This is a genomic window from Pseudomonas sp. CP-1, assembly GCF_021213715.1.
GTDB classification, from domain to species: domain Bacteria; phylum Pseudomonadota; class Gammaproteobacteria; order Pseudomonadales; family Pseudomonadaceae; genus Pseudomonas; species Pseudomonas aeruginosa.
In genome coordinates, this window is the sequence record NZ_JAJQKY010000026.1 from 47,262 (window position 1) to 70,828 (window position 23,567).

Below are 23,567 nucleotides of genomic sequence, written 5' to 3' on the forward strand. Positions count from 1 at the left end.
GCACGAGGCTCAATCAATCGGTCGTGATCTTCGAGTGCTTCTGGGTGTCCTTCATGAACACATAGACCAGCAGCGAGCAGGCGATGCAGGCGGTGACGTACCAGTAGAAGCCGCTCTCCAGGCCGACGCTCTTGAACCACAAGGCAACGTATTCGGCGGTGCCGCCGAAGATCGACACGGTCAGGGCATACGGCAGGCCGACGCCCAGGGCGCGGATCTCGGTGGGGAACAGTTCGGCCTTCACTACCGCGTTGATCGAGGTGTAGCCGCTGACGATCACCAGCGCCGCCATGATCAGGAAGAACGCGCCCCACCAGCTGTCGACGCTGTGCAGGGTGCTGAGGATCGGGTAGGTGAAGATGGTGCCGAGTACGCCGAAGGCGATCAGGATCGGCCGCCGGCCGATCTTGTCGGAGAGGGCGCCGACGATGGGCTGCAGCAGCATGAAGAGGAACAGGGTGGCAGCCGAGATCATGGTCGAGTCGGTCTTGCTCATGCCTACCGTGTTCACCAGGTACTTCTGCATGTAGGTGGTGTAGGTGTAGAAGGCCAGGGTGCCGCCCATGGTCAGGCCGACCACGGTCAGCACTTCCTTCGGATGGCGCAGCAGGGTGCGCAGCAGGCTTTCCTTCGGCTCTTCCTTCTTCTTCGAGAAGGACTCGGTCTCTTCCATGCCGCGACGCAGGAACATCGCCACCACTGCGCACAGCGCGCCGATGAAGAAGGGTACGCGCCAGCCCCAGCTTTCCAGTTGTTCTACGGTCAGGGTCTGTTGCAGGACGATCAGCACCGCCAGGGCGATGAGCTGGCCGGAGATCAGGGTCACGTACTGGAAGCTGGAGAAGAACCCGCGCTGTTCCTTGTTTGCCATTTCGCTCAGGTAGGTGGCGGAGGTGCCGTATTCGCCGCCGACCGACAGGCCCTGGAGCAGGCGCGCGACCACCAGCAGGATCGGCGCGGCGACGCCGATGGTTTCATAGCTGGGGGTCAGGGCGATGATCAGCGAGCCAAAGCACATCAGCAGCACCGAGGCCAGCAACGCCGCCTTGCGGCCCTTACGGTCGGCATAGATACCCATCAGCCAGCCACCGATCGGGCGCATCAGGAAGCCCACGGCGAAGATAGCTGCGGTGTTCAGCAGTTGGGCGGTCATGTCGCCCTGGGGGAAGAATGCCTTGGCGAAGTACAGCGAGAAGGCGGCGTAGACGTACCAGTCGTACCACTCGACCAGGTTGCCGACGGAACCGCTGAAGATCGACTTGATGCGTTGCGAAGTGGTGCGGGGCTGGGCAGACGCGGAAATGGCGTTGGCGCTTTCCATCGTGTTTCCTCTTTTCGTTGTTGTCTTGGATGTGCTGATCAGGGCGCAGCACACCGGCACATCGCGAGGGCGACGTATTGGATGGCTCGATAGCAGGTGCCGTGCCAACGCGGGAAAGCCGCGTGGGGACTGGGTTGGAAGAGGAGCGGGGTGGTCTTGGCCGAGCGGGAGTCCGCCGACCGGGAGAGTGGATAAGCGGAAATCCGCCGATCCTTCAGGGCAAAGGGTCCGATAGCGACATCAGGTGCAGGCGAGGGCGAATAACCGCAGCGTGGTTATCCGCCGATTCGACGGCAGGCCGGGATCGCTTGGCTCTCAGTGGCTGCCCTTTTCCTGGTCGAGGGTTTCCATCAGGGCGATCTGCATCCGCGAATGCACGCGGATCAGCCAGCGCCAGAGCACTGCGATCACCAGGCCGGCGACCAGCGCCACCACGATCAGCAACTCGCCCGGCGGCAGGATGCTCGAGCTGAGCGCAGCCAGCAGCACCATCATGCCGGCCAGCGACAGCAGCGGGATGATCTCGGAGATCACCCGACGTACCCGCGCCGTATGGCGTCCGGCTTTCTCCGGCTTGACCCCGAGTTCGGCCAGCAGCATCGACAGAGCCTTGAGCTTGCGGTACGCGGCGATCAGGAAGGCCAGCGAGACCAGCAGCGCGCCGCCCCAGATCAATGCCTTGTGCAGTCCATCGTAGGCGACCCACTGGCTCATCCAGGCGGAAAGCGTATCGGCGAAATAACCGCCGGCGAGGAAGATCGCGATCACCAGCGCCAGGTTCACCCCGACTTGCAGCAGGATGCGCCGGATCATCGCCGCCAGCACCGCACGGTCGCCCTGCGGCTGGATGCTGCGCAGCCAGTCGCCGTAGTGGCCGAAGATCCTCGCCATGCGCTGCGGCATGGCGTTGGCCAGGTGCTGCGAGAGCGGATCGGCGGCGCGGATCAGGTACGGGGTGAGCAGGGTGGTGATGGCCGAGACCGCTACCGCCACCGGGTAGAGGAAGTCACTGGTGACTTTCAGGGTCATGCCCAGGGCGGCGATGATGAAGGAGAACTCGCCGATCTGCGACAGGCCCATGCCGACCCGCAGCGAGGTGCGTCCATCGTTGCCGGCGATGAACGCGCCCATGCCGCAGGAAAACATCTTGCCGAGCACCACCGCGACGGTGATCAGGGCGATCGGCCAGGCGTACTCGACGAGGATCTTCGGATCGATCAGCAGGCCGATGGCGACGAAGAAGATCGCACTGAACATGTCACGGACCGGCTCGATCAGCCGTTCGATCTGCACCAACTGGCGCGACTCGGCCATGATCGCGCCGATCAGGAAGGCGCCGAGCACCATGCTGTATTCCAGCTTCACCACCAGCAGGCAGAAGCCGAAGCACAGGCCGAGCACGGTGACCAGCAGCATCTCGTTGCTCTCGAACTTCGCCACGTAGGCCAGCAGGCGTGGCACCAGGAGGATGCCGACGACCAGCGCGACGATCATGAACAGGCTGAGCTTGCCGACCGTGGAGAACACCTCGCCGGTTTCCACCGAACCGCTCACGGCGATTCCCGACAGCAGGGCGATGATGCCGATGCCGAGGATGTCCTCGACGATCAGCACGCCGAAGATCAGTTGGGCGAAGCGCTCGTTCTTCATCTTCAGGTCGCCGAGCGCCTTGACGATGATGGTGGTGGAGGAGATCGCCAGGATCGCGCCGAGGAACAGCGAGTCCATGGTGCTCCACTCGAAGAAGCGACCGATCTCGAAGCCGATCCAGATCATCAGGACGATTTCCAGGAACGCCGCGATGAACGCCGTGGCGCCGACCTGGAAGAGCTTGCGCAGGCTGAATTCCAGGCCGAGGCAGAACATCAGGAAGATCACCCCGAGTTCGGCCAGGGTCTTGATCGTGTCTTCGTCGTGGATCAGCCCGAAGGGCGGGGTGTGCGGGCCGATGATGAAGCCGGCGACGATGTAGCCGAGGACCACCGGTTGGCGCAGGCGGTGGAAGAGAATGGTGACCACGCCGGCCACCAGCATGATCACGGCGAGGTCCTGGATGAAATCGACGGCATGCATGGCGGCGGTCCTCGCTCGAGTGGGAATGGGTCGGCAAACGCGCGACCGGGAAGCCTCGCAGAGCCGCAGACTAGCACTGGCAAGTGCTTGATCGGGGTACTGAAAAAAACTGTAACAGACCTTTCTGCAAGGCTTTGCGCTGCGCCTTTCCAGCCGCCGGGCGGGCGTTCGTCCGCCGATCCGGGATAGCGCCTGTCATCCTCGTCAACGACGGTGTACCCTGGCGCCGACCCGCGAGCCAGACGCGGCGGGCGAAAAAACGGCGGCCGCGGAGCAATAGCCCGAAACAAAATCCGGCTGGTCCTGCCGCCCGTACCGCCGCAACATGACGCGCGTCGATTCCCCCAAGAGAGAAAGACTACAATGCAGCGTGTTCTCAGCATCGCCCTCGCCTTCTGCCTGGCGCTGACCGTCAGCCTGGATGCCAATGCCAAGCGCTTCGGCGGCGGCAAGAGCCTCGGCTCGGCACCCAGCCACCAGACCCGCCAGGCGCAGCCGGCCACTGCGCCGAACGCCACTGCTGCCGCCCCCAACGCCGCCCGTCCCGCCGCTGCCGCCAGCGGTGCTTCGCGCTGGCTCGGCCCGCTGGCCGGTATCGCCGCCGGCGGCCTGCTCGCCTCCATGTTCATGGGCGACGGCTTCGAAGGCATCCAGATGCTCGATATCCTGTTGATCGCCCTGGTGGCCTTCATTGCCTTCCGCTTCATCGCCGCTCGCCGACGCCAGCAGAACCAGGGGCAGCCGGCGATGGCCGGGCACGCGCCGATGCAGCGCGAAATGCCGGCCCAGGCGCCGATCTTCGGTGGCGCCACCGCCGCTGCCGCCGTTGCGCCGAGCCCGGTGATCAACGCGCCGAGCTGGTTCAACGAGGAGCGCTTCGTCGGTGCCGCTCGCGAACACTTCATGTCCCTGCAGCAGCATTGGGATGCCAACGAGATGGACAAGATCGCCGAGTTCGTCACCCCGCAGATGTTGCAATGGCTGAAGCAGGAGCGCGCCGAGATCGGCGACGCCTACCAGTCCACCTACATCGACAATCTGGTCGTGCAACTGGACGGCGTCGACGACCAGGCCGACAAGACCATCGCCACCCTGACCTTCAGCGGTGTGTCGAAGACCTCGCGCTTCGACCAGGGCGAAGCCTTCAGCGAAAGCTGGCGGATGGAGCGCGCCCAGGGCGAGAACCAGCCATGGCTGGTGGCCGGTATCCGGCAGAACTGATCCCGAGTGGTTGCGGTCCCTTCGGGGGCCGCCGAAACCCCCGCTCCCGCCAGGGAGCGGGGGTTTTTCATTTCCGTTGGCGGGTTGACCGACCATTCGTCCGGCGCCATGGCCGAAGGCCAGCCACGACACTTGTCTTGCGCTCGGTGCGGCTACTGTATAAAAAGCGCGCCACCCGTTGCGAGAGAGCCTGTCGTGGAAGACGTCATCGAAAAACTGCGTGAACTCAACGAACCGGTTCCGGTGCCCCTGGAACTGCCGGAAGAAGAACTGCTGGTGGAAATCGAGGAAGAGCTGCTGATCGGCATTCCCGCCGAATTCCGCGAATTCCTCCTGCTGGTCAGCGATGTGGTCTACGGCCGCCTGGAGCCGGTGACCGTGACCGATCCGCACTCGCACACCTACCTGCCCGAAGTGGCGGCCACTGCCTGGGACCTGGGCGTTCCGCGCGAGCTGATCCCGCTTTGCGAGGACGACGGCAGCTACTACTGCGTGGCGGAGGACGGCGAGGTGGTGCTCTGGGCCGATGGCGACCTCACCGATGAAAGCTGGGATTCGGTGTGGGTCTGGGCTCGCGACGTCTGGCTGGAGAGCTGAACCTGAACCGCCGCAAAGGCTCTGCAACGTGCCTTTTCGGCTGACTTCCCGACGTCGCGCGAGGCTGCCTGGAGGCCCTGCGCGCCGCCGTCGGCGCTTCGTCTCCGACAAAGCGCCGCTGTGCTAAGGAATTTCCCTCGATTGCCACGGTCACAAGGGCAATTCCGCACTTGTCGCTCCGGATGTAGGCAAGTGCGCTGCCCCGTGTGGAGATTCTATGAAGTTCAAAGCTCTGTTCGCTGCATTGCTGCTGACCAGCCTGGCGGGTTGCGCCAACCAGGCGGTGGTCACTTTGCAAGATGGCAGCGAGGTCCTGGTCAAGGATCAGTCGGATTACGACAAATACAATGACTACTACGAGTTCGAACAGCTGAATGGCGACACCATCCTGATCAAGAAGGACAATGTGCGCACCATTCGCCCGCAGTAGCGGCGCTTATCTCCCGTCAGGCGTGCTCGCCGGAACGGTGTCGCTTTCGTGGCCGGGCCTCCAGCTCCAGGAGGTTCAGCAGGTACTGGCCGAAGTAGGCCAGGTCCTGTTCGATCGCCGCGCGCGCGGCCGGGCCGTCGCCGCGGCGTAGCGCGTCCAGGGCGTCCTCGTGGAAATCGTTCAGGCGTAGGGAGAGGTCGGCCTCGGTGAACAGCCGGTTGAAGAACGGCCCGACCTGTAGCCAGAGCGTCTCGATGAGACGCAGCAGCACCGGGTTGCCGCAGGCGCGGTAGAGCGTCAGGTGGAATTCGCTGTTGGCTTCCAGGTAGGCCTGTACCTCGCGTCGGCGCAAGGCGTCCTCCATTCGCCGCAGACATCCTTCGAGCCCTTCCAGTGCCTGCTCGTCCAGCCGGCCGCTGGCGCTTTCGGCCGCCAGCCCTTCGAGGGACAGGCGCACCTGGAGGATCTGCAGGAAACGTTCGCGGGTCATCAGCGGCACCCTGAGCGAGCGTTGTGCCTCGCCCTCCAGCGCCCCTTCCGCCACCAGCCGTTGCAGGGCGGCGCGAACCGGCATCGGGCTGGTTCCCCACTGGTTCGCCAGGTCGCGGATCTTCAGTCGCTCGCCGGGCTGGAAACGTCCGGCCAGCAAGTCTTCCCGCAGTCGTTGGTAGAGTCGTTCCTGGAGATTCTCGGCCATGGTCAGCTCCGGGTCGCCGGTGGCGCCGGAAGCTGGGAAAGCGTCAGGTTGCAGTTGCGCATGTTCAGCTCCGTTTGTTTTCGATCAGGCAGTTGCCGCCGTCCACCACCAGCAGTTCGCCGTTGACGAAGCTGGCTTCGGGCGAGGCGAGGAAGGCCACCGCGGCGGCCACCTCTTCGGGCCGGCCGGCACGTCCGCTGGGGCTGGCCAGGGCGGCCTGGCGTTCTTCGGCGGTGCTCGAGCCGGTGGCGATCCAGCCCGGCGCGACGCTGTTCACCGTGATGCCGCTCTTCGCCACCTCCAGCGCCAGGCCCATGCTCCAGCCGACCAGACCGGCCTTGGCCGCGCTATACGCGGCTTCGCCCGGGTTGCTGCCGCGGGTTCCGGTGGTGGAGGCGACGTTGACGATCCGCCCGTAGCCGCGCTCGCGCATGCCCGGCAGCAGGCCGCGGGTGAGCAGGAAAGCGCTGGTCAGGTTGCGCGAGAGGGACAGTTGCCAATCCCGCAGCGAGGTCGCTTCCACTGCGCTGAAGGGTTCCGCGCTGTTCAACTGGGCCATGCCGGCATTGTTCACCAGGATGTCGACCCGTCCCCACTGGGCTTCGGCCCAGTCCAGCAGGCCCTGCACCTGGGCTTCGTCGGTCAGGTCGGCGCTCGCGGCGCGCACGTCGTGACCGCATGCGCTCAGTTCCTCCGCTCGTTGCCGAATCCGCTCGCTGCTGGCGGTGATCAGCAGGCGCACGCCTTCGCGGGCCAGTCGCCGGGCAATGGCGAAACCGATACCGAGTTCGCTGCCGGCGCCGCTGATGAGCGCGACCTGGCCTGTCCACTTCGGAAAATCGTTCATTTTTGTGATCACAAAATTGACATGGAAAACAGATTATCAGTGCTTTCAAATACTGTATTGACTTTTTTGTGATCACAAATGAAAGTTGTGCGAAATAAAAAACGAGGTGTTCGAAATGACCGCCAGTGGCATCGCCGAAGCCGCCGTGGAAACCTTCATGGCCCGCGAGCAGCAACGTTTCCTTGCGCAAAATCCACAGTCCGTCGCGCTCGCCGAGCGAGCCCGGCGTGCGTTGTTCGACGGCGTGCCGATGCACTGGATGAGCGATTGGTCGACACCCTGTCCGCTGTTCGTGGAGCGTGCCCACGGCGCGCGTTTCCATGATGTGGATGGCCACGTCTACGTGGACTTCTGCCTGGGCGACACCGGCAGCATGTTCGGTCATTCTCCGGCGCCGATCGCCCGGGCACTCGCCGAGCAGGGCGCGAACGGCCTGACCACCATGCTTCCGGGGGAGGATGCCATCGTCGCCGGCGAGCTGCTGGCGCAGCGCTTCGGCCTGCCGTTCTGGCAGGTAGCGACCACCGCCACCGACGCCAACCGCTTCGTCCTGCGCTGGGCGCGCGCGATCACCGGTCGCAAGGTGGTGTTGGTATTCGACGGCTGCTACCACGGCACGGTCGACGACACCCTGGTTCGCTGCCGCGACGGCCGCACCGTGCATCGCTCCGGCCTGCTCGGCCAGGCCCACGACCTCACCCAGTTCAGCCGCGCGGTGCCGTTCAACGACCTCCAGGCCCTGGAGCGGGCGCTGGCCAGCGAAGACGTGGCCGCCGTGCTCTGCGAGCCGGCGATGACCAACATCGGCATGGTCCTGCCGCAACCCGGCTTCCACCAGAAGCTGCGCGAGCTGACCCGTCGTCACGGCACGCTGCTGATCATCGACGAGACCCACACCATCTCCACCGGACCAGGCGGCTGTACCCGCGCCTGGAAACTCGAGCCGGACTTCATCACCCTCGGCAAGCCGATCGCCGGCGGCGTACCGTGCTCGGTGTATGGTTGCAGCGCGGCGATGGCCAACGCCATGCAACTGGCCAGGGCACGCGCCAGCGAGCAGAGCGAAGGCCACGGCCACAGCGGCATGGGTACCACGCTGTCGGCCAACGCCCTGGCGATGCGCTGTATGCGCGCCAACCTGGAAGAGGTGATGACCGATGCCGCCTACGCCCACATGCTGCCCCTGGCGGCGCGTCTGGCCGAGGGCTTCCGCAGGATTATCCACAAGCACGGCCTGGCCTGGTCGGTGACCGAGCTCGGTGCGCGCAGCGAGTTCCAGTTCTGCCCGCAATCCCCACGCGACGGCGCGGCCGCCGAGGCGGCGTTCCACGACAGCCTGCAGATGGCCTTGCACCTGTATCTGATCAACCGCGGCATCCTCATCACGCCGTTCCACAACATGACCCTGTGTTGCCCGGACACTCGCGAAGAAGACGTCGACCGCCTGCTCTCCAGCCTCGACGAGGCGCTCGGCGAGCTGCTCGCCATACCCGGCGCGCGGGAGGCCTGAGATGCATTTCGCCGATCCGCGGGAAGCCCGCGAGTTCCTCGCCGCACACCCCGAGGTGCGCAGCATCGAGCTGTTCCTGATCGACGCCAACGGCGTGCCGCGCGGCAAGCTGCTGCATCGCGACGAGCTGCTGGCGGTCTACGAAAGCGGGCGGCCGCTGCCGAGCACCATCCTAGGCCTGACCATCAATGGCGATGACGTCGAGGAGACCGGCCTGGTCTGGGACGTCGGCGATGCCGATTGCTGGACCTTCCCGCTGCCCGGCAGCCTGACCCTGCAACCCTGGCGGCGGTCACCGACCGGACAGGTGCAGGTCAGCATGCATCCCGAGTTCGGGCTACCGGCCGCGGCGGGCGATCCCCGGCATGTGCTGCAGCGGGTTATCCACAGCCTGCAGGCGGAGGGTTTCCACCCGGTGATGGCGGTGGAACTGGAGTTCTACCTGCTCGACCGCGAACGCGACAGCGACGGCCGGCCGTTGCCGGCGTTGCAGATGAATGGCCAGCGGCCGCGGGCGACCCAGGTCTATGGCGTCTACGAGCTGGAGCAGTTGCAGCCATTCCTCGATGACTTGTATGCCGCCTGCGAGGCCCAGGGCCTGCCGGCGCGCACGGCGATCTCGGAGTACGCGCCGGGGCAGGTGGAGATTACCCTGCAGCACCGCTTCGACGCGCTCCAGGCGATCGACGAAGGCGTGCGCTACAAGCGCCTGGTCAAGGGTGTGGCGAATCGCCATGGGTTGCAGGCCTGCTTTATGGCCAAGCCGTTCGCCGATCTATCCGGCAACGGCCTGCACCTGCACGTCAGCCTGGCCGACGCCGCTGGCAACAATCTGTTCGCCAGCGAGGACCCGGCCGGGACCCCGCTGTTGCGCCAGGCCATCGGTGGAATGAAGGCGTGCCTGCTGGAGTCTTTGGCGCTGTTCTGTCCGAACGCCAACTCGTTCCGCCGCTTCCAGGCGAACAGCTACGCGCCGCTGGCGCCGACCTGGGGAATCAACAACCGCACCGTGTCGCTGCGGGTTCCCGGCGGCCCGCCGTCCAGCCGGCACATCGAGCACCGCATCTGCGGCGCCGACGCCAATCCCTACCTGGCGGCGGCGGCGTTGCTCGCGGCGGTGCGCCTGGGGATTCGCGAGCGACTCGACCCCGGTGCGCCGATCACCGGCAACGGCTACGCTCAAGCCACCCAGGCGTTGCCGAGCGACTGGCTGACCGCGCTGCGCGCGCTGGAGGGCTCGGCCTGGGCGCGCGAGGCGCTCGGCGAGGATTTCCTGAAGATCTACCTGGCGATCAAGCAGGCCGAATACCGTGCCTTCATGGGCGAGGTCGGCGAGCAGGACTGGCGCTGGTATCTCAACCAGGCCTGAATGAACGGCTGCCGGCGTTGCCGGTCAGTCATTGAAGCGGGCGGCCGATTGGCCGTCGGTGTTTTCCACGCGGCACAGGAGTAAGGAAAAGCAGATGAGCACGCCCGTCGTTCTTATCACTGGTGCAGCCGGCGGCTTGGGCCGGGCAATCGCCAAGCGTTTCGCCCAGAGTCATTGGCGCATCGCCGCCACGGATGTGGATAAGGAGGGCCTGCACGCGCTGAACGCGCAGGTGCCGTTGGACGCCAGCGGGGTCGCCGACCTGCGCAGCGCGGATAACTGCCATACCCTGATGTCGAAGATTCTCGCCCGTACCGGACGTCTCGACGCCCTGGTGAATGCCGCGGGCGTCTGGCGCGAGGGGCCTGTGGAAAACTTCACCGAGGAGGATTTCGACCTCGTCCTGGGAGTCAACCTCAAGGCCTCCTTCTACATGTGCCAGGCCGCGATTCCCTACCTGAAGGAAAACCAGGGCAGCATCGTCAACATCTCCAGCGACTCCGGACGCCAGGCCTACCGGGGTTCGGCGGCGTATTGCGCGAGCAAGGCGGCGCTTACCATGCTGAGCAAGACCCTGGCGCTGGAACTGGCCGAGCAGGGCGTGCGGGTCAACGCCGTGTCGCCGGCGGATATCGCCACGCCGATGCTCGACTACCAGGCCGAACGCTATGGGATGGGCAATCCGGATGGCTACAAGCGCGCGCTGCTGAAGGATTATCCACAGGGCAAGGCGGCACGCTTCATCCGCCCGGAAGAAGTCGCCGAGCTGGTCTGGTATCTCTGCGGCCCTCAGGCCGAAGCGATCACGGGCGCCGACCTGGCGGTGGACTTCGGCCTGTCCGCTGGCCGCTGAGTGGATTTTCCACGGGTCGCTCCGCTGGAGCGGCCTGTGGAAAAGTTTCAGTCGTCCCTGGCCTGACTGGATATCTTCACCCAGTTACCGGCGGCGGCGATGCCCATGCCGCCGTAACCCTGGCAGTCCCCGCCAAGGCTCTCCACCACTCGCAGGTCGATGCCTTCCTGCCATACCAGCAGGCTGCAGCCGGCGCCCAGGCCTTCGCTGCGCAGCCGGTAGAGGGCCCCCAGCCGACCGGACAACTCGCCGACCGCCGCGGGCCCATATTCCATCAGTTTCTCCGGATTGCCGATGCGCATCAGGGCGAAGCTCGCCCGGTAGCCGCCCTTCACCGGTTCGATCTGCAGGCTTTCCCATTCGGCCTGCCCGGCGTAGCGCAGGTAGTGCCCGGCGAGGCCCTGGAGGGACGGGTAGTCGACTTTCAGGGCAACCTGTTCCAGGTTGTGGCGCGTGGCCTTGCCGCTGTAGCCGCGATCCAGCGCCAGGTTCATCCAGGCGCGGGCGCGTCCCGGTTGCCCGGCCTTGAGGCTGGTCAGCGCGAGATTGTTCAGCGCCTGTTCCGAGTCGGCTCCGCCCTGTTCCTGGCGTTCGGCCAGGCGCAATTGCCAGGCGAAGGCGTCCAGCGCCTGTGGATAACTCCCCTGCCGATAAGCCTGGGTGCCGCGCGTGTTGCATTCCGCGGCGGTGGCGCAGGGCGTATCCTCGGCCTGGATGGCAGCGGCACCGATGCCGGCAAGCACGGCCAGGGCCAGGAGAAGGATGCGAATGGCGGCAGGCATTGGCGCGATTCCCGGTGGAAAAGGGCCAGTCTAGAAAAGCCCGCGGATGTCTGCACGACCCGGCGCGATTTCGATCATGACGATTGAAAATTTGTGGCCGCTGCCGTCTTCGTTTGCGTCTATGGTGTCCCCCGCCCGTCCTGATGAGAGAAAAAGCGCTATGCAACCCGGAAACAACCAACTGTCGATGACCGTGCTGATGACCCCGGACATGGCCAATTTCTCCGGCAATGTCCATGGCGGTACCCTCCTGAAGTATCTCGACGAAGTCGCCTATGCATGCGCCAGTCGCTATGCCGGTCGCTACGTGGTGACCCTGTCGGTGGATCAGGTGATCTTCCGCGAGCCGGTGCATGTCGGCGAACTGGTGACCTTCCTCGCTTCGGTCAACTACACCGGGCGGACTTCCATGGAGATCGGCGTCAAGGTCATCACCGAAAACATCCGCGAGCAGTCCGTGCGTCATACCAACAGCTGTTTCTTCACCATGGTCGCCCTGGATGACGAGCGCAAGCCGGTGGCCGTCCGCCCGCTGGAGCTGGAAACCGCCGAGCAGAAGCGCCGCTTCGCCCAGGCCCAGCAACGCCGCCAGCTGCGCGCGGAGCTGGAGGCCCGCTACCAGGCGATTCGCGAAGACGGATGAGGAAGGCTGCCGGTGTCCGGTCGAGCCCGCTTCGGACCTGCTGCCGTTTCGCGAATTTTCGCAGCTTTTCATAAGAAAACGCAGAGGTTTGCCTCTGCTGGCGTCCATTCCTGACATTTCTTGATAAGAAACCGGCGTGCCTGTTAAAACTCCAGCAACGTCAACGGGTTAACCTGTCGGTATCGCGCCGGGTTTCGCCAGGAACCATAGCCGCCGTCGGGTCGCTCGAATGCCATGGGCCGGTCGCTCTGCCCGGCTCCGTTGGCGGAAAGCCTTTCCGCCTTGCCGTCACGGGCGCGGGTCCGTGATCCATTTCGAACGTCGTCGTCCGCCGGCCAGGCCGCGGAGGACGCGTTCCCCGTGTTGCCGGGAGTCCTGATGCACCATACGCCGTTACTCACTACACTCGCCGCGGGGTTCGTCCTCGCCTTCCTCTTCGGGGCCCTGGCCAATCGCCTGCGCATTTCGCCGCTGGTCGGCTACTTGCTCGCAGGTGTTCTGGCCGGGCCGTTCACTCCCGGTTATGTCGCCGACCAGGCGCTGTCGCAGGAAATCGCCGAACTCGGCGTGATCCTGCTGATGTTCGGCGTCGGCCTGCACTTCTCGCTCAAGGACCTGCTCTCGGTGAAGGCCATCGCCATTCCCGGGGCGCTGGTGCAGATCGGCGTCGCCACGCTGCTTGGCATCGGCCTGGCCAAGCTGCTCGGCTGGAGCTTCGGCGGCGGCCTGGTATTCGGCCTGAGCCTGTCGGTGGCCAGTACCGTGGTGCTGTTGCGCGCCCTGGAGCAGCGCCAGTTGCTGGACACCAAGCGTGGCAGGATCGCCATCGGCTGGCTGATCGTCGAGGACCTGGCGATGGTCCTGACCCTGGTACTCCTGCCGGCGCTCGCCGGCACCCTCGGCGGCAAGACCGACGGCGGCGACGCCGGTCTGCTCTGGCCGCTGCTGATTACCCTGGGCAAGGTCGCCGCCTTCGTCGCCCTGATGATCTTCGGCGGTCGCCGGGTGGTGCCCTGGGTGCTGGAGAGGATCGCCGCCAGCGGTTCGCGGGAACTCTTCACCCTGGCCGTGCTGGCCATCGCCCTGGGCATCGCCTATGGCTCGGCGGTGCTGTTCGGGGTGTCCTTCGCGCTAGGCGCCTTCTTCGCCGGGATGATCCTCAACGAGTCCGAACTCAGCCACGAGGCGGCGGAGAACTCGTTGCCGCTGCGCGACGCTTTCGCGGTGCTGTTCTTCGTCTCGGTGGGGATGCTGTTCAATCCGATGATCCTGTTGCAGGAGCCGCTGACGGTCCTGGCCACCTTCCTGGTCATCGTCTTCGGCAAGTCGGTGGCCGCCTACCTGATCGTCCGCGCTTTCGGCCATCCGAACAGCACCGCACTGGTGATCGCCGCCAGCCTGGCGCAGATCGGCGAGTTTTCCTTCATTCTCATCGGCCTGGGCATTGGCCTCGAACTGGTGCCGGAGCAGAGCCGCGACCTGGTGCTGGCCGGGGCGATCCTGTCGATCCTGGTCAACCCGCTGCTATTCATCGCCATCGATCGCCTGCAGCAACGCAAGGAGCAGCGCCTGGCGGAGGCCGCTGGCGGGGTCCGCGAGATGCCGGCGCAGGACCTGCCGCCGCCGATCCTGGAGCGCGAACATGCGGTGCTGATCGGTCATGGCCGGGTTGGCGGGTTGGTCAGCGCTCGCCTGCGCGCCGCCGGGACGCCCTTCGTGGTGGTGGTGGACAAGCGCGACAAGGCCGACGAACTGCGCGAACAGGGCTACAGCGTGGTCCTCGGCAATGCCGCCAGTCCCGGCGTGCTGGAACTGGCCAACATCGCCGAGGCGCGCTGGTTGCTGATCGCCATTCCCAACGGCTTCGAGGCCGGGCAGATCGCCAGCCACGCTCGCGCGGTGAACCCGCCGCTGGACATCGTCGCCCGGGCGCATTTCGACGCCGAGGTGGACTACCTGGAGCAGAACGGCGCCAACCTGGTGATCATGGGCGAGCGCGAGATCGCCTGCGGCATGGTCCATCGCCTGGGACTCGACCGTGACGAGCGCGGCGCCGACGCACCGTTGCCGCAGTCGGCCTGACATGTTGCGCCGTCTCTACGACTGGACCCTGCGCCTGGCCGGCCATCCTCGCGCGGAGCTGGCCCTGGGCGGGGTGACCTTCGCCGAAAGCTCGTTCTTCCCGATTCCGCCGGACGCCTTGCTGGTGCCGATGGTCCTGGCCAACCGGGCCAAGGCCTGGCGCTACGCGACGATCTGCGCGATGAGCTCGGTGCTGGGCGGCATCGCCGGCTATTTCATCGGTTTGCTGCTGTTCGAGAGCGTGGCCATGCCGATCCTGGCGTTCTACGGCTTGCTGGAGAACTTCGAACAGGTCGCCGAACGCTACAACGAACTGGGCTGGCTGATGGTGCTGCTGGGCGGCGGCTTCACGCCGCTGCCGTACAAGGTGATCACCATTACCAGCGGAGTGACCCAGCTCGACCTCTGGCTGTTCGTCGGCCTCAGCCTTGTCGCCCGCAGCCTGCGCTTCGCCGCTACCTGCGCTTTGCTGTTCTGGGCTGGCCCACGCCTGAAGACCCTGATCGAGCGGCGCCTGGGCATGGCTTTCGTGCTGATGGCGGTGATGGTGGTCGGTGGGTTGATGCTGGGGAAATACGTTCTTTGAGCTGCCTGTGGATGATTTTCACCCACTGGGACGGAGACTAAAGGCGCACTGCGTCGAAACGAACCCTTGGGTGTGCGATCCGATCCTGCGCCCGCACCAGCTCCAGCTCGTAGCTGCCGCAGGCCTGGGTTTCCAGCAGCACTTCATGGACCGCGGCGCCGGTGAATTCGAAGGCGTTACGCAGGTCGTCGCCGAGCAGCAGGCGAGAGAGGAACAGCCCCGAGGCCAGGTCGCCGACCCCGACCGGTTGCCGCGGGAAGGCCAGCAGCGGGCGTTGCAGGTGCCAGGCCTGGTCGGCGGCCACCAGTAGCATCTCGAAGGTGTCGCCGGCCTTGCCCGGATAGTTCAGGTGCTTTACCAGGATTGCCCTGGGACCGCGTGCCAGCAGGCTCCGTGCCATTTCCACGCAGTCGGCGAGGGAGTCCGGCTGGCGGTCGCAGAAGCTGTCCAGCTCCAACTGGTTGGGGCACAGATAGTCGGCGACCGCGGCGGCTTCTTCCAGCAGGAAGTCGCTGACTTCCGGGGCCACGATGCAGCCTTTTTCCGGGTGGCCCATGACCGGGTCGCAGAGGTACAACGCCCGAGGGTTGGCCTGTTTGATCCGTGCCACCACATCGAGAATGGCGCGGCCCTGGGCGGCGCTGCCGAGATAGCCGGACAGCACCGCGTCGCAGTTGCCCAGTTCGCCGATGCCGGCAATACCGTCCACCAGTGCCGGAATCTGCTCCGGCGGCAGCACCTGCCCGGTCCATCGACCGTACTGGGTGTGGTTGGAGAATTGCACCGTGTTCAACGGCCAGACGTTGATTCCGATGCGCTGCATCGGGAACACCGCCGCGGCATTGCCGGCGTGGCCGAAGACCACATGGGACTGGATGGCGAGCAGGTGGGGCGTACGTGGCATGAGACGACTTCCTACAGCTGAGTCGGCGCAGTATGGGGGCTAATTCACATGGCGAAAACACCCCCCACTCGCTGCCTGCCGGGAGAACGGGTAAGCTGGCCGTCCCCCTACACCGGATTCCGCTCGTGACCCTGGGTAACCTTTTCGTCATGCTCCTGTTGGGCGCCGCCGCAGCCTGGTGGTGGCGCGCCCATGGCGTGCGCGAGCGGGCGTTGCTGCTGGCCAAGCAGCATTGCGCCAAGCAGGGCGTGGAACTGCTCGACGAGAATGTCGCGCGCCGGCGCCTGCGCCTGGCCCGTGACCACCGTGGTCAGTGGCGGCTGAGCCGCGAGTTCGGTTTCGAATTCACCGTCAGCGGCGAGGAACGCTACGCCGGGCGCATCGTCATGTATGGCTATCACCTCGGCGCCATCGAATTGGCCCCGCATCGCTTCGAGGCGGCCGCCGAGGTCGACAACCCGCCGGTGCATAGCGCCGAGGTGATTCGCCTCGACGAGTGGCGGCAGTCCCGGCAGAAAAAGGTCGGCGACTGAGGCGGCAGAGCGTCAGGGCAGTATCCCGAGAGCCTTGAGACTGGCCTTGCCCAGTTCGACGCGCTTGCCGATGTCGGCCTCGCCGCCGGGCATGTCGATGTTCAGGGCGAAGCCGTAGAGCCGCTCGTTGCGCTTCACCCAGCCCACCCACCAGCCGAGTTCCGGCGTGCAGTCGAAGCACCAGCCGGTCTTGCCGTGCAGCTCCCAGCCCGGGCCGCTTTCCAGCAGGGTCATGGCGCGCACGGTGGACTGCACCGGGGCGGGGAATGGCAATTCTCCCTGCGCCAGTCGGAGCAGAAAGCGGGTCTGTTCCATCGCGCTGATCTTCAGCGGTCCCACCAACCAGAAGTTATCCACAACCTGGCCGATTTCCGCGTTGCCGTAACCCAGGCGCGAGACATTGGCGCGCATCCGCTCCAGGCCGATGCGTCGCGCCAGTTCCTGGTAGACCGGTACGTTCGATGCCTTGATCGCGTCGCGCAGGCTCATGTCGTGCTCCCAGGCCTTGAAGCGCTGGGGCTTGCCGCCATAGGGAAGAACCTCGTCGGCGGATTTAACCGCCCCTGTGGATAAGCCAATCAGGCTGTTCGCCACCTTGTAGGTGGAGGCAGGAACGAAGCGAGTTTCCGCGCGCTCCCGGTCATGGCCGACATAGCGCTGCCGCTGCACATCGTAGAGGACGAAGGTGCCTTTCACCCCGGCCGCGCCGAATAGCTTGTCCACGGCCTGGCTGTCGTTCCATTCGCTGGCCTGGGCATGCCCGGAGAGCAGGAGAAGGGCGCTGAAGAGGAGAGGGCGCATGGCTCGGTCCTGTGGGGGTCATCCTCCCTGGGACCGATGGATGAGCGCCGGATTCCCCACGGAAGGAGCGTTCATGGATTGGGCAGGAGAAAGTCGCGTACGCGTTCGGCGGCATCGGCCGGGTCTTCCTGCATGAAGCAGTGGCCGCCGACCACCGCGTGGGCGCTGACCTGGGGGTTGAGCGAGCACCAGCGCGCCACCGACTTGGCGACGAAAGGGTAGGTGCGGTCACCGTAGAGCACGCGGGTCGGCGTGGTGATCTTGTCCAGCGACGGCCACAGCCGCCTGGGGAAGGAGCTGAAGATCTCCGCTTCGCGGCTTGGCCGGCACTTCAGCTCGACTCCGCCGTCGCTCTCCTTCAGCGCATATTCCACGTAGGCCCACAGCGCCTCGTCGGTCCAGCCCTTGAAGATACCGCGGCCGCGCAAGCCGGCGTAGGCGGCTGCGCGATCGGGCCACTGGCTGCGGCGCAGGCGCGCCTTCTTCGCCAGGCTGCCGCGCAATTGCAGGCCGAGGGTCTCGGAAAGTGCCATCACGCCGATCATCGCCGGGGTGAACAGTACCGGGTCGAGCAGCACGGCGCGGGCGAACAGGGTGGGATGGCGGGCCAGGACGAGGCTGCTGAGGACGCCGCCGAAGCTGTGCCCGCAGGCCAGTCGCTGGACATCGCCATAGGGACCGCGCCCGGCCTCGAAGGCCTCCACCGCCATCTCGGCGTTGCGGTTCCAGCCGTGGAAGCGGCCGCCGTGGTCGCTTTCGCCGTGGCCCTGGATGTCGCACAGCCAGAGGTCGAAATCCTCCGCCAACAGACGCAGCATCGGTTCGTAGGTGCGGCCGCAGAAGCCGTTGCCATGGAGGAAATGCAGCAACGGCTTGCCGCTCGGTTCGCTGCGCCAGCCGCGCAGGGTGAAACCGGCCGAGCAAGAATGGGACCAGGGGGATAGCGACATGGGCAGACTCCTCGTACGGCGCGCAGTGTAACCGGGCGCCGTGCTATCGTCGCCGCTTCCCGCCGCCGTTTCGATCCGCCGATGTCCTTGTCCCGTCCGCTGCGCCTGTTCCTGCTGTTGCTGCCGCTGCTCGGCGGCCTGCTGCTGTCCATGGACTGGGCGGGTCGCCAGGCGCGGCAGCAGGCGCTACGCGCCGAGGGCGAACAGGTGCGCAAGCAGCTGGACCTCTACGCCGGCTCGCTGCAGACCCTGATCGAACGCTTCCGCAGCCTGCCGGCGGTACTGGCGCTGGATCCGGATCTGCGCGCGGCGCTGGCCGGGCCGATCGACGGCGAGTTGCAGCAGCGCCTCAACCTCAAGCTGGAAAGCATCAACCTGGCCGCCCGCTCCTCCACCCTGGAGCTGCTCGACCGTACCGGGCTGGCCGTGGCGGCGAGCAACTGGAACCTGCCGACCAGCTACGTGGGCCACAACTACGGTTTCCGTCCCTATTTCCGCCAGACCATCGCCCAAGGCTCCGGACGTTTCTATGCGGTCGGGGTGATCAGCGGGATTCCCGGTTATTTCCTGTCCCACGCGGTGCGCGCCGAGGACGGCAGCTTCCTGGGCGCAATCGTGGTCAAGCTGGAGTTTCCCGATCTGGAACGGCAGTGGAACCAGACCCCCGACCTGGTCCTGGCCAGCGACGCCAAGGGCATCGTGTTCCTCGCCAACCACGCCGGCTGGCGCTACCGCGAACTGGAACCGCTGGATACCGTGGACCGCTTCGAACTGGCGGAGACCCGGCAATACGATCGCCAGCCCCTGACACCCCTGCGCCACCAGACCTTGCGCAGCTACGGCGAAGACAGCCGTCTGGCGCGGGTGGAAAGCGCCGACGGCGAGAAGGACTACCTCTGGCAATCGCTGGACCTGCCCAACGACGGCTGGACCCTGCACTTGCTGCGCGACACCGCGAGCATCCAGGACGACGTCGCCACCGCGCGCCTGGCCGCCGCCGGCACCTGGCTGGCGCTGGTCTTCCTCGGCTTGTTCCTGCACCAGCGCTGGCGTATCGCCCGCCTGCGGCAACGTAGCCGGGAGGAGCTGGAGCGCCTGGTCGAGCAGCGCACCGCCGACCTGCGTACCGCGCAGGACGGCCTGGTGCAGGCGGCCAAGCTGGCCGCCCTGGGGCAGATGTCGGCGGCCCTGGCCCATGAGATCAACCAGCCGCTCACCGCCCAGCGCATGCAACTGGCCAGCCTGCGCCTGCTGCTCGACGCCGGACGCCACGATGAGGCGCGCCAGGCGTTGCCGCGCATCGACCAGATGCTCGAACGCATGGCCGCGCTCACCGGCCACCTGAAGACCTTCGCGCGCAAGAGCGCCGGCGGCCTGCGCGAGCGTATCGAGTTGGGCCACGTGGTCGAACAGGCGCAGCAGTTGTTGCTGCCGCGAATCCGCGCCGAACGGGTGGAGATCGAGCAGGCGCTGCTCTGGCCGGCCTGGGTGATGGGTGACGCGATCCGCCTGGAACAGGTGCTGGTCAACCTGCTGCGCAACGCCCTGGATGCCGTTGCCGGCCAGGAGCGGCCATGGATCCGCCTGGCCCTGCAACGGCTTGGTGGCGACTGGGTGCTGAGCGTCGCCGACAACGGCGGCGGGATTCCCGCCGAGCACCTGGGTAGCGTCTTCGATCCGTTCTTCACCACCAAGCCGGTGGGAGAGGGACTCGGCCTCGGCCTGGCGGTATCCTATGGGATCGTCCACGAACTCGGCGGCCGCCTGCAGGTCGCCAATGCCGAGGCGGGAGCGGTGTTCAGCCTGATCCTGCCGGCGGCCCCCGATGACACGAGCGTAACGACATGAGCGACCAGGTGATCTTCGTCGACGACGAAGCGACGATCCGCGAAGCGGTGCAGCAATGGCTGGAGCTGTCCGGCTTCGAGGTGCGCCTGTGCCTGCGCGCCGAGGAATGCCTGGGAGCATTGGACAAGTCCTTCGCCGGGGTGGTCATCAGCGATGTGCGCATGCCCGGCATGGACGGCCTGCAACTGCTCGCCAACCTGCAGGCGGTCGATCGCGACCTGCCGGTGATCATGGTCACCGGGCACGGCGACGTGCCGATGGCGGTGGAGGCCATGCGCCAGGGTGCCTACGACTTCATCGAGAAACCCTTCACGCCCGAGCGCCTGCTCGGCAGTTTGCGGCGCGCGCTGGAAAAGCGCCGCCTGGTGCTGGAGAACCGGCGCCTGAAGGAGCAGGCCAGTCTCAAGGACCAGGTCGATGCGCGTCTGCTCGGCGTGTCCAAGCCGATGGAAGCGTTGCGCCGGCAGGTTCTGGCCCTGGCGCCGACCCCGGTGAACGTCCTGATCCGTGGCGAGACCGGCAGCGGCAAGGAACTGGTTGCCCGCTGCCTGCACGACTTCGGGCCGCGCGCCGACAAGCCGTTCGTGGCGCTGAACTGCGCGGCGATTCCCGAGCAATTGTTCGAGAGCGAGCTGTTCGGTCATGAGAGCGGTGCGTTCACCGGCGCGCAGGGCAAGCGCATCGGCAAGCTCGAGCATGCCCATGGCGGCACCCTGTTCCTCGACGAGATCGAAAGCATGCCGTTGGCGCAGCAGGTCAAGCTGCTGCGCGTCCTGCAGGAGCAGCAACTGGAGCGGCTTGGCTCGAACCAGAGTATCCACGTCGACCTGCGGGTGATTGCCGCGACCAAGCCCGACCTGCTGGCCGAAGCACGTGCCGGACGCTTCCGCGAGGACCTGGTGTATCGCCTGAACGTCGCCGAGCTGCGCCTGCCGCCGATCCGCGAGCGTCGCGAGGACATCCCGCTGCTCTTCGAACATTTCGCCAGCGTTGCCAGCCAGCGCCTCGGCCGCGAGCCGCAGCCCGCCGCGCCGGCGGAACTGGCGCGGCTGATGGCCCACGACTGGCCGGGCAATGTACGCGAGCTGGCCAACGCCGCCGAGCGCCATGTCCTCGGCCTGGAGCGTGGGGACGCGGAGGAAGGCGGCGGCCTCACCTCGGGGCTGGCGGAACGCATGGAAGCCTTCGAGGCGGAGTGCCTGCGCCAGGCGCTCGGCCAGTGCCGCGGGGATATCAAGGCGGTGATGGAGTTGCTGCAACTGCCGCGCCGGACACTCAACGAAAAGATGCTGCGGCATGGCCTCAGCCGCAGCGATTTCGTCGGCGAAGAGCCGGCCTGAAGCAGCCCTCGCGAGGCGTCAGAGATCCTTGGCCAACTCCGTTGGCGCCTGGCGCCCGCCGCGTTGCAGCAACGCCAGGTAGACCAGCCCCACCGCGATCCAGGCCAGTCCGAGCAACTGTGCGTCGAGGCTCATGCTGTACAGCACGTAGGCGATGATCGCCAGGCCCACCAGCGGGAACAGTAGATGCCGCAACCATTGGCCGGAGCGCTGGCGGCGGTAGTAGTGGTTGATCACGCTCAGGTGCAGCAGGCAGAAGCCGGTGAGGGCACCGAAGTTCACCAGTGAGGTGAGCACGTCCGGTGCGTCGAGGAAGGCCCAGCCGATTCCCAGCGACAGCACCGCCACCAGGTACAGGCTGACGTGCGGCGTCTGGTAGCGCGGATGGACCCTGGCCAGCGCGCGCGGCAGCCTGCCGTCGCGGGCCATCGAGTAGAGCAGGCGCGAGACCGCTGCCTGCGAGGTGATCGACACGGTGACACCCCAGGCCAGCGCGGTGGCTACCGCGGTCAGCATCGACAGCCACTGGCCACCGGCCGCTTCGGCGATCTCGTAGAAGGCGGTGTCCGCCGACTTGAAGTTCATCCCGGCGGCGAGGTCGGTGGCCAGCCAGGTCTGCGCGATGAAGATGCCGCCCATGATGAACAGCGCGATCAGCGCGGCGCGGCCGATCTGTCGCGCGGGATCGCCCTTGACCTCCTCGGCGAGGGTGGAGATGGCGTCGAAGCCGAGGAACGACAGTACGGCGATCGAGGCGGCCTTCATCACCAGGCCGAGATCGAAGGCCTCCGGGCGATACAGCGGTTCGAGGGTCAGCCGGCCGTTGCCCAGGCCGCCTTCCAGCGCCTGGTAGCCGACCACCAGGAAGATCGCCAGGACCACCAGCTCTCCGATCAGGAACAACAGGTTGGCGCGGGCGGCGAAGGTGATGCCGCGCAGGTTGACCAGGGTCGCCGAGACCAGGAACAGCAGCATCCAGGCCAGCTTGGGGATCGCCGGGAACAAGTGGTTCAGCGCCAGCGCGCTGAACACGTAGAGCAGCGGCGGGATCAGCAGGTAGTCGAGCAGCAGCACCCAGCCGGCGATGAAGCCGACATGGGGGTGGATGCCGCGCTGGGCGTAGGAATACACCGAGCCGGCAATCGGAAAGGCCTTGGCCATGGCTCCGTAGCTGAGGGCGGTGAAGAGCATCGCCAGCATGCCCACCAGGTAGGCCATCGGCACCATGCCGTGGGCGTCGGCATGGACCCAGCCGTAGACCCCGAACGGGGCGATGGGGATCATGAAGATCATCCCGTAGATGATCAGGTCGCTCAGGGACAGGCTGCGGCGCAGCTGTTGCCGGTATCCGAACTGTTCGATGGCCATGACGGGCTCCTCGGGAAAAGGCAGCGTATTGTCGTTATCAGCGCCGCACGCGAAGCGGGCCTCTTTCTCGTTATTGGCGACCGGCGGCGCCGGTCATCGCATCAGAGCCAGGGATACAGACGCTCGGCCCAGGCGCTCACCGCATCCGGCGTGCGCAATCCATCGTTGCGGATCTCCAGCAGCACCGCTTCCAGACCGCGTGCGTCGCCATGCACCGGAACGGTAGTGTCTTCCGCCGGGTCGATCGCATAGGGCTGGTTGCCGGCGACTTCCAGGCCGTGCCGGCGCAAACCGTCGAGGATGCGCCCGGCGTAGGCGCCGGCGTTGCGATAAAGCACCCCGGCAACCAGCGGGCGGGGTCTGCCGTGGTACACCGGGGTAAAACTGTGCACGCCGACCACGCGGGTCGGCACGCCGGCGGCCTGGCGCTCGTCGAGCAGTTGCGTCAGGCGCTGGTGGAACGGATGGAACAGGCAATCCTGGCGATAGCGGCGCACCGTCTCGGACAGCTCGCGGTTGCCGGGAACCGGGTAGATCTCGCTGTGCGGCGGAATGCTGTCGGGTGCCTCCAGCGGTCGGTTCAGGTCGATCAGCAGGCGTGAGTAGCCGGCCGCCAGCAATGGCGCGTCGAGCCGCCGGGAAAGCTCTTCGGCCAGCGCCAGGGCGCCGATATCCCAGGCGATGTGTTCTTCCGCCGCGGCCTGGTCCAGGCCGAGGCGCTGCAACTCCAGCGGAATGTGCCGGCTGGCATGCTCGCAGACCAGGACCACCGGGCTGCGCCCTTGGGGATTGAGCAGGTGGTAGGGCGGCAG

General features: G+C 66.2%; 22 protein-coding genes. 12 read left to right on the forward strand and 10 right to left on the reverse strand.

The genetic code is table 11. The annotated features are described in order from the left end of the window. Positions 1-13: 13 nt before the first annotated feature. Entirely contained in the window at positions 14-1,321 is a 1,308-nt protein-coding gene (locus LT948_RS30125; RefSeq protein ID WP_003109136.1) for an MFS transporter, read from the reverse strand. Positions 1,322-1,636: 315 nt separating this feature from the next. Then, on the reverse strand, positions 1,637-3,394 hold the full coding sequence (locus LT948_RS30130) for a cation:proton antiporter (protein ID WP_003142154.1): 1,758 nt from the start codon (positions 3,392-3,394) through the stop codon (positions 1,637-1,639). 363 nt (positions 3,395-3,757) lie between these two features. Here LT948_RS30130 and LT948_RS30135 point away from each other — a divergent pair, with 363 nt between their 5' ends. The 3 genes from LT948_RS30135 (at position 3,758) to LT948_RS30145 (ending at position 5,642) form a co-directional block, all read left to right on the forward strand. Then, on the forward strand, positions 3,758-4,615 hold the full coding sequence (locus LT948_RS30135) for a Tim44 domain-containing protein (protein ID WP_003109134.1): 858 nt from the start codon (positions 3,758-3,760) through the stop codon (positions 4,613-4,615). A 195-nt stretch (positions 4,616-4,810) separates the two neighbouring features. Then, a complete protein-coding gene (locus LT948_RS30140) occupies positions 4,811-5,212 on the forward strand; it encodes an SMI1/KNR4 family protein (RefSeq protein WP_003099687.1) in 402 nt (133 codons plus the stop codon). 217 nt (positions 5,213-5,429) lie between these two features. After that, positions 5,430-5,642, forward strand: coding sequence for a YgdI/YgdR family lipoprotein (locus tag LT948_RS30145; protein WP_003097061.1), 213 nt, complete (start codon positions 5,430-5,432; stop codon positions 5,640-5,642). Between the two features lie 16 nt (positions 5,643-5,658). Here the strand turns inward: LT948_RS30145 and LT948_RS30150 are convergent, their stop codons facing one another. After that, positions 5,659-6,339, reverse strand: a complete 681-nt coding sequence (locus LT948_RS30150) for a GntR family transcriptional regulator (protein ID WP_003097059.1) — start codon at positions 6,337-6,339, stop codon at positions 5,659-5,661. Between the two features lie 64 nt (positions 6,340-6,403). Then, entirely contained in the window at positions 6,404-7,186 is a 783-nt protein-coding gene (locus tag LT948_RS30155) for an SDR family NAD(P)-dependent oxidoreductase (RefSeq protein ID WP_015503895.1), read from the reverse strand. Positions 7,187-7,301: 115 nt separating this feature from the next. On the opposite strand from LT948_RS30155, the gene LT948_RS30160 reads away from it, so the two are divergent. The 3 genes from LT948_RS30160 (at position 7,302) to LT948_RS30170 (ending at position 10,918) form a co-directional block, all read left to right on the forward strand. Continuing rightward, positions 7,302-8,696 carry an aspartate aminotransferase family protein gene (locus LT948_RS30160; RefSeq protein WP_023092807.1) on the forward strand — a complete coding sequence of 465 codons (1,395 nt, stop codon included), beginning with the start codon at positions 7,302-7,304 and terminating at the stop codon, positions 8,694-8,696. A 1-nt stretch (position 8,697) separates the two neighbouring features. Further along, positions 8,698-10,065 carry a glutamine synthetase family protein gene (locus LT948_RS30165; protein ID WP_003097049.1) on the forward strand — a complete coding sequence of 456 codons (1,368 nt, stop codon included), beginning with the start codon at positions 8,698-8,700 and terminating at the stop codon, positions 10,063-10,065. Positions 10,066-10,159: 94 nt separating this feature from the next. Next, positions 10,160-10,918, forward strand: coding sequence for an SDR family NAD(P)-dependent oxidoreductase (locus LT948_RS30170; RefSeq protein ID WP_003097046.1), 759 nt, complete (start codon positions 10,160-10,162; stop codon positions 10,916-10,918). A 47-nt stretch (positions 10,919-10,965) separates the two neighbouring features. Here LT948_RS30170 and LT948_RS30175 read toward each other — a convergent pair whose 3' ends face one another. Beyond that, complete coding sequence (locus tag LT948_RS30175; protein ID WP_033996097.1) at positions 10,966-11,700, reverse strand: hypothetical protein; 735 nt, start codon at positions 11,698-11,700, stop codon at positions 10,966-10,968. A gap of 160 nt (positions 11,701-11,860) precedes the next feature. Here LT948_RS30175 and LT948_RS30180 point away from each other — a divergent pair, with 160 nt between their 5' ends. From LT948_RS30180 to LT948_RS30190, 3 genes are all read left to right on the forward strand, one after another. Next, positions 11,861-12,343, forward strand: coding sequence for an acyl-CoA thioesterase (locus LT948_RS30180; protein WP_003097040.1), 483 nt, complete (start codon positions 11,861-11,863; stop codon positions 12,341-12,343). 378 nt (positions 12,344-12,721) lie between these two features. Beyond that, positions 12,722-14,425, forward strand: a complete 1,704-nt coding sequence (gene ybaL / locus LT948_RS30185) for a YbaL family putative K(+) efflux transporter (protein WP_003099695.1) — start codon at positions 12,722-12,724, stop codon at positions 14,423-14,425. A gap of 1 nt (position 14,426) precedes the next feature. Then, positions 14,427-15,011, forward strand: a complete 585-nt coding sequence (locus LT948_RS30190) for a YqaA family protein (protein ID WP_031636918.1) — start codon at positions 14,427-14,429, stop codon at positions 15,009-15,011. 37 nt (positions 15,012-15,048) lie between these two features. Here the strand turns inward: LT948_RS30190 and pdxY are convergent, their stop codons facing one another. Further along, a complete protein-coding gene (pdxY, locus tag LT948_RS30195) occupies positions 15,049-15,915 on the reverse strand; it encodes a pyridoxal kinase PdxY (protein ID WP_009877302.1) in 867 nt (288 codons plus the stop codon). Between the two features lie 32 nt (positions 15,916-15,947). On the opposite strand from pdxY, the gene LT948_RS30200 reads away from it, so the two are divergent. Then, positions 15,948-16,448, forward strand: a complete 501-nt coding sequence (locus tag LT948_RS30200; protein ID WP_003121391.1) for a DUF3301 domain-containing protein — start codon at positions 15,948-15,950, stop codon at positions 16,446-16,448. Positions 16,449-16,460: 12 nt separating this feature from the next. On the opposite strand, the gene LT948_RS30205 is transcribed toward LT948_RS30200, so the two are convergent. Together LT948_RS30205 and poxA are read right to left on the reverse strand one after the other, a co-directional pair. After that, positions 16,461-17,249: an OXA-50 family oxacillin-hydrolyzing class D beta-lactamase OXA-395 gene (locus tag LT948_RS30205; RefSeq protein WP_015649877.1), complete on the reverse strand. Its 789-nt coding sequence runs from the start codon at positions 17,247-17,249 to the stop codon at positions 16,461-16,463. Positions 17,250-17,320: 71 nt separating this feature from the next. Beyond that, on the reverse strand, positions 17,321-18,199 hold the full coding sequence (gene poxA, locus LT948_RS30210; RefSeq protein ID WP_003161097.1) for an alpha/beta hydrolase PoxA: 879 nt from the start codon (positions 18,197-18,199) through the stop codon (positions 17,321-17,323). A gap of 81 nt (positions 18,200-18,280) precedes the next feature. Here poxA and LT948_RS30215 point away from each other — a divergent pair, with 81 nt between their 5' ends. Both LT948_RS30215 and LT948_RS30220 read left to right on the forward strand, forming a co-directional pair. Next, positions 18,281-20,047: a sensor histidine kinase gene (locus LT948_RS30215; protein ID WP_003097020.1), complete on the forward strand. Its 1,767-nt coding sequence runs from the start codon at positions 18,281-18,283 to the stop codon at positions 20,045-20,047. Then, positions 20,044-21,387 carry a sigma-54-dependent transcriptional regulator gene (locus tag LT948_RS30220; protein WP_003099712.1) on the forward strand — a complete coding sequence of 448 codons (1,344 nt, stop codon included), beginning with the start codon at positions 20,044-20,046 and terminating at the stop codon, positions 21,385-21,387. The genes LT948_RS30215 and LT948_RS30220 overlap by 4 nt, the downstream gene beginning before the upstream one ends. Positions 21,388-21,405: 18 nt before the next feature. Here LT948_RS30220 and LT948_RS30225 read toward each other — a convergent pair whose 3' ends face one another. Next, on the reverse strand, positions 21,406-22,755 hold the full coding sequence (locus LT948_RS30225) for an APC family permease (RefSeq protein ID WP_003099715.1): 1,350 nt from the start codon (positions 22,753-22,755) through the stop codon (positions 21,406-21,408). Between the two features lie 101 nt (positions 22,756-22,856). Then, positions 22,857-23,525 carry an N-formylglutamate amidohydrolase gene (locus LT948_RS30230; protein WP_003136463.1) on the reverse strand — a complete coding sequence of 223 codons (669 nt, stop codon included), beginning with the start codon at positions 23,523-23,525 and terminating at the stop codon, positions 22,857-22,859. Positions 23,526-23,567: the final 42 nt, after the last annotated feature.